The organism is Pseudomonas sp. UBA7500 (genome assembly GCF_002478435.1).
In the GTDB taxonomy this organism is placed as follows: Bacteria; Pseudomonadota; Gammaproteobacteria; order Pseudomonadales; family Pseudomonadaceae; genus Aquipseudomonas; species Aquipseudomonas palmensis.
In genome coordinates, this window is record NZ_DLNW01000026.1 from 18155 (window position 1) to 33523 (window position 15369).

A 15369-nucleotide genomic window follows, 5' to 3' on the forward strand; every position below is an offset into this window, starting at 1 on the left:
GTTACTGCTGTTCAGTAGCGTCGGGCAACGCATAGGCAATGATGTAGTCGCCCACATCAGGCGAATGGCTCATGCCGCCCGCCGAGATCACCACATACTGCTTGCCGGTCGCCGGCGACTGGTAGATCAACGGTGCTGCCACTGCACCTACCGGCAGGCGGGCTTTCCACACCTCCTTGCCGGTGGCCGAGTCCAGGGCCCGCAGGTAGTAGTCCTGGGTGCCGGCAAAGAACACCAGCCCCGAGGCGGTCGAGGTAGGGCCGCCCAGCGTCGGCATGCCCAGCGGGATCGGCAGGTGGGTCTTGAGGCCCAGGGGGCCGGTGTCCTGCACGGTGCCCAGCGGTACCTGCCACACCAGTTTCTGGGTGTTCAGGTCGATGGCGCTCATGCTGCCGAACGGCGGGGTGTTGCACGGCACGCCCAGGGGGGATTGCAGGATGTCGATTTTTACCCCGCCATAGATGCCCGCCACTTGTGGGCGAATCGTGCCCATGAAGCCCGGCACCTCATCGGTGGAAACCTTGAACTTGCTGGTGTTTTCCTTGGTGACCAGCGCCATGCGCAGCGGTACGCGCATATCGTTGACGAACATCATGCCGGTGTTTTCGTCGATGGAGATGCCACCCCAGTTCATGCCACCCAGCAGGCCCGGCCATTCGATGTAGGGCTTTTCGGTCGGCGGGGTGAAGGGGCCCACATACACCGAGTCCTTGAACATGATGCGGCAGTACAGCTGGTCGAAGGTGCTCACGCCCCACATGGACTTCTCGGTCAGGGGCTCGGCACCAATCACCGGCATGCCCACCGAGTGCGGTTGGGTCGGTGCCAGGTGTTCGCCTTCGGCGGCGGGGGATGTGGGTACGGGCAGCTCCTGAACTTCAGTCACCGGCTGGCCGGTGCGGCGGTCCAGCACGAAGATGTTGCCGGTCTTGGTGGTCTGGATCAGCACCGGGGTCTTTTCGCCCTGGGCGTTCTTGATGTCGTACAGCACCGGTTGCGAGGGCAGGTCGTAGTCCCACACGTCGTGGTGCACAGTCTGGTACACCCACTTGGCCTTGCCGGTCGAGGCATCGACGGCCACCACGGCCGAGCCGTATTTTTCCTTGGCTTGGTTGCGGTCGCCACCCCAGTAGTCGGGCGGGCCGTTGCCGGTGGGCAGGTACACCAGGTTCAGTGCCTTGTCGTAGGTGGGCACGGTCCACACGTTGGGGGTTTCCAGGGTGAACTGGTGGTCGCTGGCGGTTGCGTCCTGGCCTTCAGGCGCACCGATGTCCCAGGCCCACACCAGCGCACCGGTCAGCACGTCGAAGGCACGCACGGCGCCCGACGGCTCCTTGGCGACGATGTCGCGCACCCAGCCGCCGACCACGGTGAGGTGGCCCATTACCACGGGCAGGGAGGTGGGGTGGTAGCGCTTGCTGTTCTCGGTGGGGCCCATGCCTTTTTTCAGGTCGACATAACCGTTGTCGCCAAAGCTCGGGCACAGGGTGCCGGTGTGTGCGTCCAGGGCAAACAGGCGGGCGTCGACCGACGACACCAGGATGCGCTGGCGGCACTGCTGCTCGCCATACGAGGCCTTGACCTCGGCGCTCAGGCTGTCGTCCTTGTCGATGTCGTGGTAGCCCACGCCGCGGCACGTCACGTGCTCGGCGCTGCGCGCGTGCGGGTCGAACTTCCAGATCGGCTTGCCCGTGTCGGCGTCGAGGGCGGTGATCAGGTTTTCTGGCGTGCATGAATACAGCACGTTGCCGATCTGCAGCGGGGTGTTCTCGTCCACGCCGGCACCGGCGCCCGTGGTTCTGCGGCCGGTGCGGTAGATCCAGGCCACTTGCAGGTCCTTGACGTTCGCCGGGGTGATCTGGCTGAACGGCGCAAAGCGCGTGCCCGAGGCGTTGCGGCCGAAGAACTCCCAGTTTTCCGGCGCGGCGGGGGCTTCGGTTGGCGCAGGCTTGGCCGTGGAGGCGAGTGGGGTGGAGATTGCACCGTGCGGGTAGAACGCCGCCACGAAGGTCGCGATCAGCCCCGCGAACACCGCAAAGCCGAAGCGGTTGGCCAGGCGTCGGGTGCTTGCCGAGGTGCCGGGCAAGGCTGCGCCGACCCACAGGCTGAGGGTCAGGATGATTGCCGGTACCACCAGGCGTGGCAGCAGCTCCCAGTAGCTGAACTGGCCGACTTCGTAGAATGCCCACACACAGGTTGCCAGGGCGATGGCTACCGAAAGGGCGATGCTGGCGCTTTTGCGCAGGAACATCAGCGCTGCCAGCAGCAGGTATGCAACGCCTGCGATCAGGTAGTACGGCGAGCCATCGAGTGCTACCAGTTTGAAGCCGCCGTAGATCATCGCCAGCGATACGAGCAGCACCAGCAGGGCAAACAGCACCCTTGCGGTGGTGCCGAGTGCAAACTTCCGAGTTTGCGGTTGATGGTCATCCGTCATTTTTTTCATACGTTCCGTTAGTCAATGGAAAGTGCACGCAAGCTCTGCGCAGGGGTCAAGGCATTCAGTCGGCAGCGGTAAAGATCGAACCCGTGGGGCGTTGCGATCAGCGCGCAAGGGCGTGCGCGATCATTCGATACGGGGGGCGCCGAAGGCTCTGGGAAAGGGTGTTGGCGTTGGGATGGCCTTTGCGGAGTCGGCGCGGTAGGGCTGCCTGAAAACGGTGGCCAGTTTAGGCGGGCGAGGCGGGGCGGATAAATGCTCAAGGTCGAAAAGCATTGTTGGGGAAACAGTAACAATGGGGACGGTCGGTAGGCCGCGTGTGCGGCCCGTGTGTTGCGTCGTTACTGCGGTGCCGCGTTTGCTTCCATGGCGTCCAGCACGCTGTCGATCAGCACATTGCTCATTTCCAGCGATTGCTGTGCGGCAATCAGCAGCGTCTTGAACTGCTCATCGGCGCGTTCGCAGGCTTGGGCGGTGGTGTCCTTGGCGCATTGGATCTGTAGCGACAGGTGGACCAGCGCGTCTTCCAGCTCGATGCCTTCGCACACGGAAAACAGGGGAGGGTGATTGCCGTTGCAACAGCCGAAGGCGGTGTAGACGGGTTTGCGGCGGGTGGTAGTTAGTGGGGGATCGGGGACGATTTTTGTCATTGTGCTGCTCCTAGAGCGGTGGAGCCGTCACTGTCGCTACCAAACGAATGGTGACGGCCATACGCAGGTTGGTAGACCGGGACTCTAGGAACCCAGCGCGCACGAATGCGCCCTGCGTACAGCCGCCATAACACGAAACAGCAGGCACAAAAAAAGCGCCAGCTGAAACGGATGGACGCTTGCACGTCTTAGAGTACTCGGGCTACCAAACCCGACCGCTGGATTTACAGCGGCTCGGAAAGGGTAACGGGGTTTGGGTGAGCATTCAAGGTTTTGAATGGGGGGAAGTGGGGGCTTCCATCTCGGCGTTGGTGCACCCGCTGTCCCGACCTATGCTGCGTTTAAGATCAATGGCTTAGGGCGTAAAGAGTGCAATGCGTTTGAATATCGGTGTGAGCCTTCGACCTGATTCTTATAACGAAAGGATGCAGCTATAGCTCGGTAGCCCACCTTTGCAACAGGCCGCCACAACCCAAAGCAGGCATACTAGCTTCTGGATCAGTAGGTAGCCCCCGCCAGTCCTAAAATCGAGACGGCGGTTCATTTCCAGCTTTGATCTGTGAAAAGACATGGTCTGGATCTGCCTGGCACCAATATCTGAACAGAAGGCGAGGTTCGGTATCCCCAAAATACTGACTCAGGAGGCTCTCGGCGGGGATTAACAATTTAGTTTCTGGCCATTGCTGAGCTAAAACACCTATGTGTTTGCCAGACGAACAAATAATCCACGTCGCCTTGCCTCCACTGATGTCAGGCAGGTAACCCATACCTTGGATCGCTTCGAACAAAGCGCGCAGTGTTACTGCAGGATCAAGCCTGATTGATGTCCTGTGACTTTCCAGATCATCCCCTGCATGCACGCTATCCCGATCAATTTGAATGACCAACATGAATGTTCCTTTTTAGCGTTGTGAGATTACTAGAATGCCAGCGTAGGAATGCCAGCTATCTGTCTACAGTCCGCTTATGGCCAATTGCTGCCGTTAACCACCGGCAGCCTTGGGTCCGTTAGCGACGGCCGAAACCGTGTTTGCCCAGTAATCTCGAATCGCACTCGCCGCTGCGTTTTCTCCAGCATCACCGTGGCTGCTGATGACCCTCTATGAATGACGGGCAGTTGTTTGTTCTTCTGCACCTTCAACTGCTGAACAGCCCGACAACCCCTCCAACTGCACATACTCAATGCGGTGCCGTCCGTTGTTTTTAGCTGCATAGAGCTGCTGGTCCACGGCTTTGATGAAGTCTGTAGGCCTGTCCCGCTCGCCTGGCACCACCGAGCCCGCGCCTATGCTGACAGTCAGGCGGTGGTCATGTGGCGATAGCGCATGCACGATGGACTGCTTGTGGATCAACCGCTGGCAGCGCTCAGCCACTTTACGCGCCACCTCGGCATCGGCTTCGGGCAGCAGCACGATAAATTCTTCGCCGCCATAGCGAGCCACAAGGTCGCGTGGGCCATCCAACGCCAAACTCAGTGTCTGGGCAATCGCTATCAAACATTTGTCGCCTTGAATATGGCCGTACAAATCGTTGTACTGCTTGAAAAAATCGACGTCCAGCAACAGCAGCGACAATGGCCGGCGCTCGCGGCGCGCACGTTCCCACTCCAACTCGAAACAGCTGTCGAAGCGACGACGGTTGGCGATATTCGTCAGGCCGTCCTTGAACGAGAGCACCTCCAGTTCCTTCTGCAAACTCAGCAACTGGTCTTCGGTTTTCTTGCGTTCGCTGATGTCGAACATGAAGCCGATCAGTGCTTCGACTTCGCCCCTGTCATTGCGCACCACGTGCACAACGTCGCGGATCCACACATAGCCGTTGTCCTTGGTCAGCGCTCGGTAGTCCGCCTCATGGTCCACGCCAGCCTTGGATTGCGTCACGCAGAAGTTCACCACATGCTCGCGATCTTCTGCATGCATGCGCATGGCCCAGTCTTCCACGCTCACCCAACTTTCAGGGCTCCAGCCCAGCAACGCCTCGATCTGAGGGCCGATGTAGGTGAACTTCATCGAGGCCCAGTCAATCTTCCAGGGAATCGCCTTGGTCGACTCCAGAAGGGTTCTGTACACCTCACTGTCATTAACAAGCTCGCTTACATCGGACATACACGATAGCCCTCGAAACCCTATGGATAAGCCACTTTAGCAGCCCTGGTAGGGCAAGTACTGCGTACCGAGCCATGGGTCGGTACATGGCGACATGGAAGAGGTTGCGGGCACGCTGAAAGCCCTTCGTATTCTGCCTGGCCGCCAACGGCCGCTCGGTCGGCAACTCACCCACCGAGCGGCAACCCGTTTCACACGCCAGCTTCGCCTATTTCAACGGAACGTAGATATCCGTCTGCCATTGATCCTGCGGTGTTTCGGGAAACACACTCAGGTAATGGAAGAACAATGGGTGATCCCGAAGCTCTTCGTTACTGGAGGGTAGCCAGTCGCGGTAAAGCGGGTAGATGGATTCTCCGATGTAATCAGGCGACCCCGTATGGCGAATCACGGCGCAACGCCCAGCCGGGATGATCCGTTCATGCACGCCGAATTCGTTGGGCAGCACGGCCTCGTCTATCTCGCCGCAAATCGCGAACCTGAAGGCCTCTGCGGGCGTGGTATCGGGATTGTCATAGGGGATGCCAAACGAGCGGCTCACGGCTACTGGCGACTGACCGCTCTGCATGCGCCACTGACGAAAACGACTGACGCTTTGACTGACGAGGCCGGGCGCCCCGCAATGTTCAAGCGCCGCCACGCGGGTTTCGGCGAACGTCACGATACGGATCTGCATGGTGATACTCCTGGAAAAGTGAGGGACAACGAAGACCGCATTCCAGACCTGCCAGCTCGGTGCCTTGGCGAACGCACTCGGCGCCATGCCAAAGGCGCGCCTGAACGCCCTTGAAAAGGCCTCGGGGCTTTCGAAGCCAGCACCCAGTGCTGTCTCCAGCACGGACTGACCCGGTGAACCGACCAGTTGATGCGCAGCGCGCCGAAGCCTCATCAACTGCACATACTGTGCAACCGGCACGCCTACATACGCCGTGAATTGCCGGTGAAAATGAAACACCGAGAAGTTGGCGACGCGGCTCAGTGCATTCACCGAGAGATCGCCCTCGAGGCAGGTATCGATATAGGCGAGTACGGCGTCGAACCGTTTTGCGTAGGCATGGCTGTTGCTTGAGTCGGTCACCGAACAAAACCTCCTGAAGATGCGGTGAGCAACAGCATCCGCCTTTGCCCCCTCGTCGTGCCTAGCCGGGTTTGCTCTGATAGGGGTTGCTTCCCTATGCAAGCTGAGCCAGTTCCCGCGCCACCATCGCCGCCTGCTGTGCACTGGCAACATTGGTAAACCCCATTACCAGCCCGTGTCTGGGCGCACCTGCCAGGTACCACTGCGATAGCGGCTCCACCGCCAGCCCGGCGGCCCGTGCGCGCTTGGCCAGTTTTACATCGTCCACGCCGGGCAAACCGGCTACCAGGTGCATGCCGCCTGCCTGGGTATCGATCAGCAAACGCTCGCCCAACTGCTGCTGCAATGCCTCGATCAGCCATTGCCGGCGCCGGGCGTACAGATTGCGCATCTTGTTCAGGTGCCGCGCAAAGTGGCCTTCGTTGATAAACGCCGCCACGGTGGCCTGCAGCAGGTGAGGGCAGTGGTTGTGCAGCCGGTCGGCCTGGCGGGCGAAGGCCTCGCACTGCTGCGCCGGCACCACCAGGTAGGCCAGACGCAAGCCGGGGAACAGCACCTTGCTGAAGGTGCCGGTGTAGAGCACGCGGCCCTGCTGGTCGAGGCTCTTGAGGGCGGGCAGGGGCTTGCCGCGATAACGGTATTCGCTGTCGTAGTCGTCCTCGATGATCCAGCTGCCTTGCCGGTTGGCCCACGCCAGCAGTGCCAGCCGGCGCGGCAGCGACAGCGACACGCCCAGCGGGCTCTGGTGGGTGGGGGTGACCACGGCGAAGCGTGCATCCGTCGCGCGGGCGATGCCCTGTTCCACATCCAGGCCCTGGTCGTCCACGCTGACGGGCACCAGCTGCGCGCCGGCTTCCTGCAGGGCGTTGCGGGCCATGAAGTAGCCGGGTTCCTCGAGCCAGCAGCGGTCGCCCGGCTGCATCAGCGTATGGCAAATCAGGTCGAGGCAGGCGCGATAGCCGGCGCACACGAACACCTGCTCGGGGCGGCAGGTGATGCCCCGCGAGATGCCCAGGTAAGTGGCAATCGCCGCCCGTAGCGGTGCGTGGCCGCGTGGGTCCGGGTACACCAGGCTTTCCAGGCCGCCTTGACGCAGTTGCCGGCCGGCCAGCCGCGTCCACAGCTTGCGCGGGAAGGCGTCCAGGGCCGGCAGGCCCATCTGCAAGGGCAGTGGCAGCTCGCCGGAATGGGTGGTCGGGTAGGTGCTGGCGGATACGCCAGGGCCTAGCTGGGGTGGGGCAACCGGGGTCAGTTGCGGGGTGACCACCGTGCCGGCGGCGCCGCGCGCCATCAGGTAGCCTTCGCCGATCAACAACTGGTAGGCCGCCTCCACGGTGCCCCGCGCCAGGTTCAGCTCGGCGGCCAGGGCGCGAACGGCCGGCACGCGATCACCTGGGCGCAGGCGGCCGTCGGCGATGGATTCGCGAAAGCGCTGGTAGAGCTGGCGATAGATCGGCGCCTGCTGGCTGCGGTCCAGTTCGAAGGAAAGCATCTTGGCCTAGTCGTTTATTCATTTTTCGGCCCTGTAGCTTAAGCCATTGCTTGCTTAAAGTGGGCGCTCTTGAAAAGCGGACGACGACCATGGCCTACACCCTTCAACACCTCGAAAGCCACGCAGCCTTTGAAGCCAGCTTTGAACTGATGCGTGTACTGCGCCCGCACCTCAACGACCTGGCCGACTATGTGGCGCAGCTGCAGCGTCAGTCGGCGCAGGGCTACCGCTTGTTGGCGGCGTGGGAGGGTGAGCAGGTGGTGGGCCTGGCGGGCTACCGCCCGCTGGAAAACCTGTTGTACGGGCGCTTCATCTATGTCGATGACCTGGTGGTAAGCCCCGACCTGCAACGCGGCGGCCTGGGCGCGCAGTTGCTGAGCGCCGTGCGTGACGAGGCGCTGCAGCGCGGTTGCGATCACTTCGTGCTGGATACCGGCCTGCACATGCCGCTGGCCCAGCGCTTCTATTTTCGCCAGGGGTTGCTGGCCCGTGGCATGCACTTTACCCAAAGCCTTAAGCCGGGGAGCCCGCAATGAACAACATACTGCTGCTCAACGCCAGCCCGCAGGGGGCGGTGTCCCATGCCAATCAACTGGCGCTGGAGCTGGTCGCCACCTTGCGCCGGCGCCACCCCGGGCTGCAACTGATCGAGCGTGATCTGGGCGCGAGCCCGCTGCCCCCGCTCGATACCGATTACGCCCGCGCCCTGACCACCCGCACGCCATTCGACGCACCCACTTTCGCGGTGTCCGAGGCGTTGATCCAGGAACTGGAGCGCAGCGATGTGCTGCTGATTGCAACGCCCATGCACAACTTCATGCTGCCGGCCGCGCTCAAGCTGTGGATCGACTACGTGCTGCGCATTCACCGCACCTTCAGTGCCGGCCCGCAGGGCAAGTTCGGTTTGCTGCGCGACCGCCCGGCGTACGTGCTGGTGGGGTCCGGTGGCATTCACCAGGGCGAGGCGGCGCGCCAACCGGACTTTCTCACGCCGTACCTGCGCCATGTACTCAACACCCTCGGGCTGTTCGACCTGCACTTCACCTACCTGCAGGGCCTGGTGGGCAGCGAGGAGGCGGTGCGCACGGCCGTCGACGCCGGCCGCGCGCGCCTGGCGCTGGAGCCCTTGTTCAATCCACAGGTTTGCGCCTGATCCCTTTTACTTCACTGGAGTTTCACCATGAGCCAACTCAGACTGCCGTTCGCTTCCCTGTCGCCTGAGGCCTACCAAGGCCTGCTCGCCACCAACAACGCACTGGCCGCCAGTTCCCTGGGCCTGCCATTGATCGAACTGGTGTACCTGCGCATTTCGCAGATCAACGGCTGCGCCTTCTGCCTGGGCAAGCATTCGCAAACCCTGCGTGACAGCGAGGTGGCGCAAGCCAAGCTCGATTGCCTGGCCGGCTGGCGCATCAGTGGGCTGTTCAACGAGCGCGAGCGCGCCGCACTGGCCTGGGCCGAGACGCTGACCCATGTCAGCGAAAAGGGCGCACCCGATGCGTTGTACGAGCCCTTGAAAGCCCATTTTTCCGACGTCGAGATTTCCGACCTGACCTTGGCGGTGGCGTTGATGAATGCGTTCAACCGGCTGGCCATCGGCATGAACCTCTGAGCGCGTTCTACTGTTGTGGGTGCAAGCGCCGGCACGGCATCATGGCGGTTCATCAATCAGGACAACGCCATGGCCACCCCGACGCTTCATCTGATGTGCGGCAAGATCGCCTCCGGCAAGTCGACACTGGCCAAGGCCCTGGCAACCGAACACGCGGCGATCTTGCTGAGTGAGGATCACTGGCTCTCCAGGCTGTACCCGCAGCAGATCCACTCGGTGGCCGACTACGTGCGCCTTGCCCGCCAGGTGCGGGCGGTGATGGGGCCGCTGGTTACCGACATGCTCAGGGCGGGCACCAGCGTGGTGCTGGACTTTCCGGCCAACACGCCTGCCGATCGCCAATGGCTGCGCGCCCTGGCCGACGCCGCACAGGTGCCGCACTGCGTTCACTACATCGAGGCAAGCGATGAAACTTGCCGGGCCAGGCTGCACCTTCGCAACGGCCGCGCCGAGCATGAGTTCGCCGCGACCGACGCCGAGTTCGATCTGATCACCAGCCACTTTCGGGTGCCCGACCCCGAGGAGGGGGTCAAGATCGGCGTTCACCGGCTCTGACCCTCGGCGCGCACAACTCAGTAGAGTTCGATCAACTGCCGGTCGATCGTGGCACCCGGCATCATCTGCAAAAGCCCGGTGCCCAGTTCGTCAGCCGCGGCTTGCAGTGCCTCCAGGGGCATTGCAGGCAGGCTTTCGAGGATGAACCACATCTGTTCTGCATCGGCGTCCAGGCGCGTTCGGGTTCCCTGGCGCCAGTTCCAGCGCCGACACGTCACACCCAGGTCGTCGCGCCAGATCACTTCACCCTTGTCGGGCGATTCGTTGGCGGCGCTGCCGTCCTTGATGGTGTCGAACAGCTCCGTACCGGTGGCAACGGTCAAACGCGGCACACCTATGTAGGCAGCGAAATTCTCGCCGCCGACCGGCACGGCGAACCTGAGGCTGATGGCGTTGTACAGGTCGACAATGGGGTCGATGCTCGGCAGCACTGCATCGCGCAGCACGCGCTTGCGCAGTGCCTCGGCCGAGCACGGCGTGCGCTGCGGCTTGGCGCCGAACAGCCGGAAGGTGTGTGCCCATGCCGCAAGGTGCGCCTCTGCCCAGTCCGGGGCGCCGGCTGTGACCGCCTCACAGGCCTGCGTCAGGGCGTTGGTCGCCACCTCGGGCCGGGTGATCGGCGTGGCTTTGACGCAGATGCTCATGGCACGAAACCCAGGTGCTATCTCTGCAATCTGCGGGTCAAGAACAGGCACGACAAACGACATGTATTTCTCCAGAAGGCAGGGGGAGCAGAACAGGTGCGCATTCTTGAACGGGGAGCCGTATCAGATCCAATGATTAGGCCTCATGCCTTATCAGTTCTTCTTATCCTGCAGATGGGGTGGTGCACGCACCTGTGTATTGCACACGCTCGGCGACTTGTATGATGTCGGCCGGTTTTGGGCTTTGCAGCAAGCCCTGTTCAACGGAGTGGCAGTTGCAATGATTGTGGTAGTCGAAGGTATCAGCGCCAGTGGCAAGACCACCTGGTGCACAAGTCACGCCGAGCAACAGTTGATTGCCGAAAACGGGCGTTTTGAGAACGAGCCCGATCGCGCGGCAGATCCGCTCGGGGCGGCTGCGTTCTGGGCCGAACGCAACGTCGATCGCTGGCAGGCGGCGCTGGCCATGGAGCAGCGCCGTTCGCGGGCCGTATGCGACAGCGACCCGCTCAAGCTGCATTACATCTGGAGCCTGTGGCAGATCGGCGAGGCCAGTGAGCGCGACTGGCAGGTGGAACTGGACGCCACCCGGCAGACCTTCGCGCAAGGGCGCATCGGCTTTGCCGATGCCTACCTGGTTGCGCGCATCGACCCACAGCTGGCACGGGAGCGGGCCCGGGCCGACAGCACGCGTCGGCGCAGCAGGTTCGAGCTGCACGTGCGCCTGCAGGAAGCAGTGCTGAACTGGTACGGCGCCATCGAGCAGGTGCTGCCCGGCAGGGTGCAATTCGGTTTGCCCGCGCAGTTGCCCACGTTGCAGCGCCTGGAAGGGCGCTATGCGCTGGAGGCCTTTGACCAGATGATCGCCTCGCTACCCAGGCCACGGCATGTTTGACGACTATCTCAAGCGCTGGCAACTGACTGTCGATGGCGAGCCGTTCGACTCGCTGAACGGCACCCTGCTGCCGGTGCGCCAGCAGGGCAGGCCAGCCATGCTGAAGATTTCGCACGTTGCCGAAGAACAGGCGGGGAGCCTGCTCATGGCGTGGTGGCAGGGCGAGGGGGCAGCGCCGGTACTGGCTCACGACGGCCAAGCCCTTCTTATGGTGCGCGCGCAAGGTACGGATGCACTGACGCAGATGGTCAAGGACGGGCACGACGAGCAGGCCACGCGCATCCTGTGCGCGGTTGCCGCCCGCCTGCACGCACCGCGCGCCACGCCCATGCCCGCCCTGGTGCCACTGGAGCAGTGGTTCGAGGGGTTGTGGCACGGGGCCGACAGGCACGGCGGTCTTCTGCAGCACTGCGCCAGCACCGCCCGCGAACTGCTGGCTGCGCCGCGCGATGTGGGGGTACTGCATGGCGACATACACCACGGCAACGTGCTCGATTTCGGCGCAGCCGGCTGGCTCGCCATCGACCCCAAGGGGCTGTATGGCGAGCGGGGCTTCGATTACGCGAACATTTTCTGCAATCCCGATGGTGAGCAGGCGCTGGTACCGGGGCGCTTCGCGCACCGGGTCGAGATCGTCGCCAAGGCCAGCGGCATGGAACCTCGTCGGTTGTTGCAGTGGGTGCTTGCGTGGACGGGCCTGTCGGTCAGCTGGCTGCTCGAAGACCATCTACCGCCGGGCGGCACCCTTGAGGTGGCGAAACTGGCCGCAGCGGGGCTCGGTTATATGGAGTGACTGCGCTCCATATGGATCGATTGATGGAGCGCTGTCGCTCCGTTTGCGGTTGATATGGCACATTGCCATGGATAGTCTTGCCGTCATCGCCACACGCAAGAGGCCCCCATGAACAGTCCTGTCTCCGTACCACCGAAAAGTTTGGGAGCGCACTTCAGTGACAACCTCAGCGCGGTACTTGCCATCGGTGGCAAGCAACGCGAGGACGGCCGGCCAGGCCCTGTCACTGCCGCCTGCATTCAACGCGAAACCGGCATCGCTCGCAGTACGCTGAGGGCATTGAAGTCACCTCGCGAGCAGCTCGACCCCAACCCGGACCTGCACACGCTCAGCCGCATTGCCGATGCACTGGGGGTACCCCCTGCGTTCCTGCTGATGCGCCCGCAAGACTGGCTGGCGCTGGGGCAGGCGGTGGGTGGCAGCCGCGATTACCTGGCAGCAGCAGTCAAGCTGCAGAGCGAAGGCAAGCTCGAGCAGGGCAACCCGGTCGAGAAGGTGCTGCGCGAATGCAAGGTGCATCCCGACGTGCGTCCCATCGGCGTGGGTGCGTCGCCCGAAGTCAGCCGTGTCAATGCCCGTGACGAATGGCGCCGGCGCAGTTGCCTGAAACTGGACGCACTGATGCTGCGCCAGGTGCGCTCCGACCAGCCCCGGGCCTGGCTGACAGCCATTGCGGGGGCCTTCGTCAGCCGCAGCACCCCGCATGCCCCGACCATCATCGACTGACCCCTGGTCATCAAAGGAACCCCCCATGTCAATGATTCAAGATGCCGACCTGGCAGACGTAATGATGAGCGCGAGCAGCGACGATATCGGGCTGCTCATCGATGTGATCACCGACAGCGGCAAAGGACGCATCTCGTTGTCGTCCTCGGTCTGCCGTCAGTTGAGCGCTGCCAAGGAGCGTGAGATCACCGACCTTGATCGCGGCCTGGTGGTCGAGGAACTCACGCGCTTTGGCGGCAACTCGCTGATGAACGTGTTTCGCGGCGGCAGCGGCGTGCCCTACAAGGAACTGCTCACCGACGTGGCCTCTCACGTCGGGGTTGCCAAGAGCGGCCTCGGAGACTGCGCCAGTATGGAGATGGCGATCATCGCCAAGGTGGTCGAGCAGTCGGTGGGGCGCATGAGCGAGGACGACAAGAAGACCTTCTTCGAATCGGTCGGGGCGGGTTACCGGCCGGGCATGGGGCCCACTGCACTGGCAAGCTTGATCGCCAGCCTCAGCGCCTCCGGGCTGACCTCCTACCGCCTGGCCGCGGTAGTGGCCAGCGCGACCATGAGCAGCCTGGTGGGACGTGGCGTGATGCTGGCAGGTAGTGCGGGCCTGGGCAGGGGGCTGGCCGTGCTCGCAGGCCCGGTCGGCTGGGCCATCACGGGTCTGTGGACCGCGTTCGACCTGGCCAGCCCGGCCTACCGGGTAACCGTGCCCTGCGTTATCCAGATCGGCCATATGCGCCAGAAAATGCTGGTTGCCAAGATGTGCCCCGCCTGCGGTACAGCGGTTGAGGCATCGAGCCGGTTCTGCGGCCACTGCGGCGTACGCCTGGGTGAAAGGGGGCTGGCATGAACACCACGATCTCGCCGCTCGAATTTCTGCTGACCAATGCCATCTGCGTTGCTGCCGGTGCCGTTACCGTACTGGCATTGCAATGGGCGGGCAGGGCGGCCTACCGCAGCGGGCAGCGCAATGCGCAAGACCCCGTGTAACCCTGGCCTGTCGATTACAAGGAACGATCATGTATAGGAATGAACACGTGGCCCGGGTGGTCGCCCTGACCCAGAAGACCGCATCGATCAACCTGGATATCCAGAAGTTGACCCTCGACATGCAGTGGTACGACGCATTCGACTGCGAGCACGCCAGCGCTCAACTGGCCCAGCGCAACCGCATCACCCTGGATATCAAGCAACGGCTCAATCAGCTCAGCGCCACCCTGCAGAGCACCAGCCAGAGCAAGCAGGCCTGCCAGGGCGTGGCCGGTGGCTGGCTGTCGGGCCTGTGGCGCTCCACCGAGCAGAAGGTGGCGCAGCACCAGGCCAGTGAACTGGACAAGCGCCTTGCGATGCTCGAGCTGTCGCGCAAGGAGGCCCAGGCCGAGCTGGCCAGCCATGAGCCTGAAGAGCGCCGGCTGGCGGCGAGCTTGCGCCGGTATCGCCAGTTCAATCCGCTGGAAGCAACGGCCACCATCGCCGGCTTGAACGAGGAACTGGCGCACCTGCACCAGTTGATCGAGCATACCCGCAGTGCCAGCGAAAAATGGGAAGCCATGGCCGGCGACGTGTCGCGCCAATGGGAACGCCAGCAGCGCCAACTGCAGCAGATCGACAACGACATCGCCAAGGCGCAAGGGTTTGAATGGGCGCTCTCGAATGCGTCGAGCGGCAGGGAAAAAGCGCTCATACATCAAGAGTGCGAGAGCTTCTTCGAAAACAGCAAGCCGGGCATGGTACTGAGCGGGTTGAATGCCAAGCGGCGCAAGCTCGAGCGGGATATCGAGAAAATCCAGGAACGCCTGCGCGACATCACACGGCTGATGGAAAACCACATCGAAACGCTCATCCTCGATGGCAACAACCTGTGCTACCTGCCTTCGGAGAACGGCAAAGGCACCTTCATCGGGCTTGGTGCACTGATTGCCTTGGTGCCGGTCCTGTGCCAGGGGTACAAGGTGACGGTGATCTTCGACCCGGGCATCTATGCACGGGTGTCGAGCAACCATGCCGGGCTTCAGGCGCTGTTCCCCGGGGCCAAGGTGGTGGTGATGCCCCGCGATGTGAAAGCGGACGAGGCCCTGCTGGCCGCTGCCGAGTTCGACCAGGCCGCCTACATCGTCAGCAATGACCGGTTCGCCGACTACGCGGAAAAATCCGCGGTCAAGGAGCGACGCGTGTTGACCCACCTGATCCACCCGCATTCGGTACAGATCCAGCAGTTGCAGGTCAACGTGCCTTACTGACCTGGCTGGGCTCAAGCGGGAGCTCAACTACAGGCGTGCTGGTGGGCTGCTGCTGGCCGACGATCGTGCGCGGTGCATCAGCCAGATCGCGTTCGCAGGTTTGCTGGCGCTGCGCGCCAGTTCGCGGGGCAAGGCCCGCTCCTAC

The 15369-nt window shown here is 62.8% G+C and carries 17 protein-coding genes; 10 read left to right on the plus strand and 7 right to left on the minus strand.

Annotated elements, in window-relative coordinates; translation table 11 throughout:
- Position 1: 1 nt before the first annotated feature.
- From B4I46_RS11465 to B4I46_RS11490, 6 genes are all read right to left on the minus strand, one after another.
- The gene (locus B4I46_RS11465; protein WP_282361734.1) at positions 2-2437 is read right to left on the minus strand and encodes a membrane-bound PQQ-dependent dehydrogenase, glucose/quinate/shikimate family; all 2436 of its coding nucleotides are present in this window, start codon (positions 2435-2437) and stop codon (positions 2-4) included.
- Between the two features lie 344 nt (positions 2438-2781).
- Positions 2782-3090 (minus strand): DUF3077 domain-containing protein, encoded by a 309-nt coding sequence (locus tag B4I46_RS11470; protein ID WP_078480308.1) that lies wholly within the window; start codon positions 3088-3090, stop codon positions 2782-2784.
- Between the two features lie 521 nt (positions 3091-3611).
- Positions 3612-3980, minus strand: a complete 369-nt coding sequence (locus B4I46_RS11475) for a hypothetical protein (protein ID WP_078480310.1) — start codon at positions 3978-3980, stop codon at positions 3612-3614.
- 210 nt (positions 3981-4190) lie between these two features.
- Positions 4191-5195 (minus strand): sensor domain-containing diguanylate cyclase, encoded by a 1005-nt coding sequence (locus B4I46_RS11480; protein WP_286900255.1) that lies wholly within the window; start codon positions 5193-5195, stop codon positions 4191-4193.
- Positions 5196-5403: 208 nt separating this feature from the next.
- On the minus strand, positions 5404-6273 hold the full coding sequence (locus B4I46_RS11485) for an AraC family transcriptional regulator (RefSeq protein WP_286900257.1): 870 nt from the start codon (positions 6271-6273) through the stop codon (positions 5404-5406).
- A 94-nt stretch (positions 6274-6367) separates the two neighbouring features.
- Complete coding sequence (locus B4I46_RS11490) at positions 6368-7765, minus strand: PLP-dependent aminotransferase family protein (RefSeq protein ID WP_286900258.1); 1398 nt, start codon at positions 7763-7765, stop codon at positions 6368-6370.
- An 89-nt stretch (positions 7766-7854) separates the two neighbouring features.
- On the opposite strand from B4I46_RS11490, the gene B4I46_RS11495 reads away from it, so the two are divergent.
- The 4 genes from B4I46_RS11495 to B4I46_RS11510 all read left to right on the plus strand — a co-directional run bounded on the left by B4I46_RS11495 (position 7855) and on the right by B4I46_RS11510 (position 9932).
- The gene (locus B4I46_RS11495) at positions 7855-8301 is read left to right on the plus strand and encodes a GNAT family N-acetyltransferase (protein WP_043861403.1); all 447 of its coding nucleotides are present in this window, start codon (positions 7855-7857) and stop codon (positions 8299-8301) included.
- On the plus strand, positions 8298-8918 hold the full coding sequence (locus B4I46_RS11500) for an FMN-dependent NADH-azoreductase (protein ID WP_286900262.1): 621 nt from the start codon (positions 8298-8300) through the stop codon (positions 8916-8918). Before B4I46_RS11495 ends, B4I46_RS11500 begins: the two co-directional genes overlap by 4 nt.
- A gap of 27 nt (positions 8919-8945) precedes the next feature.
- Positions 8946-9377: a carboxymuconolactone decarboxylase family protein gene (locus tag B4I46_RS11505; protein WP_043861401.1), complete on the plus strand. Its 432-nt coding sequence runs from the start codon at positions 8946-8948 to the stop codon at positions 9375-9377.
- 69 nt (positions 9378-9446) lie between these two features.
- Positions 9447-9932, plus strand: coding sequence for an AAA family ATPase (locus tag B4I46_RS11510; RefSeq protein WP_286900264.1), 486 nt, complete (start codon positions 9447-9449; stop codon positions 9930-9932).
- A 17-nt stretch (positions 9933-9949) separates the two neighbouring features.
- On the opposite strand, the gene B4I46_RS11515 is transcribed toward B4I46_RS11510, so the two are convergent.
- Entirely contained in the window at positions 9950-10639 is a 690-nt protein-coding gene (locus B4I46_RS11515) for a B3/B4 domain-containing protein (protein ID WP_100632828.1), read from the minus strand.
- 217 nt (positions 10640-10856) lie between these two features.
- Between B4I46_RS11515 and B4I46_RS11520 the strand changes: the two genes are divergently transcribed.
- The 6 genes from B4I46_RS11520 (at position 10857) to B4I46_RS11545 (ending at position 15224) form a co-directional block, all read left to right on the plus strand.
- Positions 10857-11471 (plus strand): hypothetical protein, encoded by a 615-nt coding sequence (locus B4I46_RS11520; RefSeq protein ID WP_286900268.1) that lies wholly within the window; start codon positions 10857-10859, stop codon positions 11469-11471.
- The gene (locus B4I46_RS11525) at positions 11464-12264 is read left to right on the plus strand and encodes an aminoglycoside phosphotransferase family protein (RefSeq protein WP_286900270.1); all 801 of its coding nucleotides are present in this window, start codon (positions 11464-11466) and stop codon (positions 12262-12264) included. Before B4I46_RS11520 ends, B4I46_RS11525 begins: the two co-directional genes overlap by 8 nt.
- Before the next feature lie 108 nt (positions 12265-12372).
- Complete coding sequence (locus B4I46_RS11530; protein WP_043861396.1) at positions 12373-12990, plus strand: helix-turn-helix domain-containing protein; 618 nt, start codon at positions 12373-12375, stop codon at positions 12988-12990.
- A gap of 25 nt (positions 12991-13015) precedes the next feature.
- Positions 13016-13834, plus strand: a complete 819-nt coding sequence (locus B4I46_RS11535) for a zinc-ribbon domain-containing protein (protein ID WP_043861395.1) — start codon at positions 13016-13018, stop codon at positions 13832-13834.
- Positions 13831-13974: a hypothetical protein gene (locus B4I46_RS11540; RefSeq protein ID WP_167400193.1), complete on the plus strand. Its 144-nt coding sequence runs from the start codon at positions 13831-13833 to the stop codon at positions 13972-13974. The genes B4I46_RS11535 and B4I46_RS11540 overlap by 4 nt, the downstream gene beginning before the upstream one ends.
- Before the next feature lie 29 nt (positions 13975-14003).
- Positions 14004-15224: an NYN domain-containing protein gene (locus B4I46_RS11545; protein ID WP_286900274.1), complete on the plus strand. Its 1221-nt coding sequence runs from the start codon at positions 14004-14006 to the stop codon at positions 15222-15224.
- The last annotated feature ends 145 nt before the right edge of the window (positions 15225-15369 follow it).

Bases quoted from the DNA above. Each gene is read 5' to 3' on its own strand.
- B4I46_RS11465 (WP_282361734.1), bottom strand. From the start codon at position 2,437: ATGACGGATGACCATCAACCGCAAACTCGGAAGTTTGCACTCGGCACC.
- B4I46_RS11470 (WP_078480308.1), bottom strand. From the start codon at position 3,090: ATGACAAAAATCGTCCCCGATCCCCCACTAACTACCACCCGCCGCAAA.
- B4I46_RS11475 (WP_078480310.1), bottom strand. From the start codon at position 3,980: ATGTTGGTCATTCAAATTGATCGGGATAGCGTGCATGCAGGGGATGAT.
- B4I46_RS11480 (WP_286900255.1), bottom strand. From the start codon at position 5,195: ATGTCCGATGTAAGCGAGCTTGTTAATGACAGTGAGGTGTACAGAACC.
- B4I46_RS11490 (WP_286900258.1), bottom strand. From the start codon at position 7,765: ATGCTTTCCTTCGAACTGGACCGCAGCCAGCAGGCGCCGATCTATCGC.
- B4I46_RS11495 (WP_043861403.1), top strand. From the start codon at position 7,855: ATGGCCTACACCCTTCAACACCTCGAAAGCCACGCAGCCTTTGAAGCC.
- B4I46_RS11500 (WP_286900262.1), top strand. From the start codon at position 8,298: ATGAACAACATACTGCTGCTCAACGCCAGCCCGCAGGGGGCGGTGTCC.
- B4I46_RS11505 (WP_043861401.1), top strand. From the start codon at position 8,946: ATGAGCCAACTCAGACTGCCGTTCGCTTCCCTGTCGCCTGAGGCCTAC.
- B4I46_RS11510 (WP_286900264.1), top strand. From the start codon at position 9,447: ATGGCCACCCCGACGCTTCATCTGATGTGCGGCAAGATCGCCTCCGGC.
- B4I46_RS11515 (WP_100632828.1), bottom strand. From the start codon at position 10,639: ATGTCGTTTGTCGTGCCTGTTCTTGACCCGCAGATTGCAGAGATAGCA.
- B4I46_RS11520 (WP_286900268.1), top strand. From the start codon at position 10,857: ATGATTGTGGTAGTCGAAGGTATCAGCGCCAGTGGCAAGACCACCTGG.
- B4I46_RS11525 (WP_286900270.1), top strand. From the start codon at position 11,464: ATGTTTGACGACTATCTCAAGCGCTGGCAACTGACTGTCGATGGCGAG.
- B4I46_RS11530 (WP_043861396.1), top strand. From the start codon at position 12,373: ATGAACAGTCCTGTCTCCGTACCACCGAAAAGTTTGGGAGCGCACTTC.
- B4I46_RS11535 (WP_043861395.1), top strand. From the start codon at position 13,016: ATGTCAATGATTCAAGATGCCGACCTGGCAGACGTAATGATGAGCGCG.
- B4I46_RS11540 (WP_167400193.1), top strand. From the start codon at position 13,831: ATGAACACCACGATCTCGCCGCTCGAATTTCTGCTGACCAATGCCATC.
- B4I46_RS11545 (WP_286900274.1), top strand. From the start codon at position 14,004: ATGTATAGGAATGAACACGTGGCCCGGGTGGTCGCCCTGACCCAGAAG.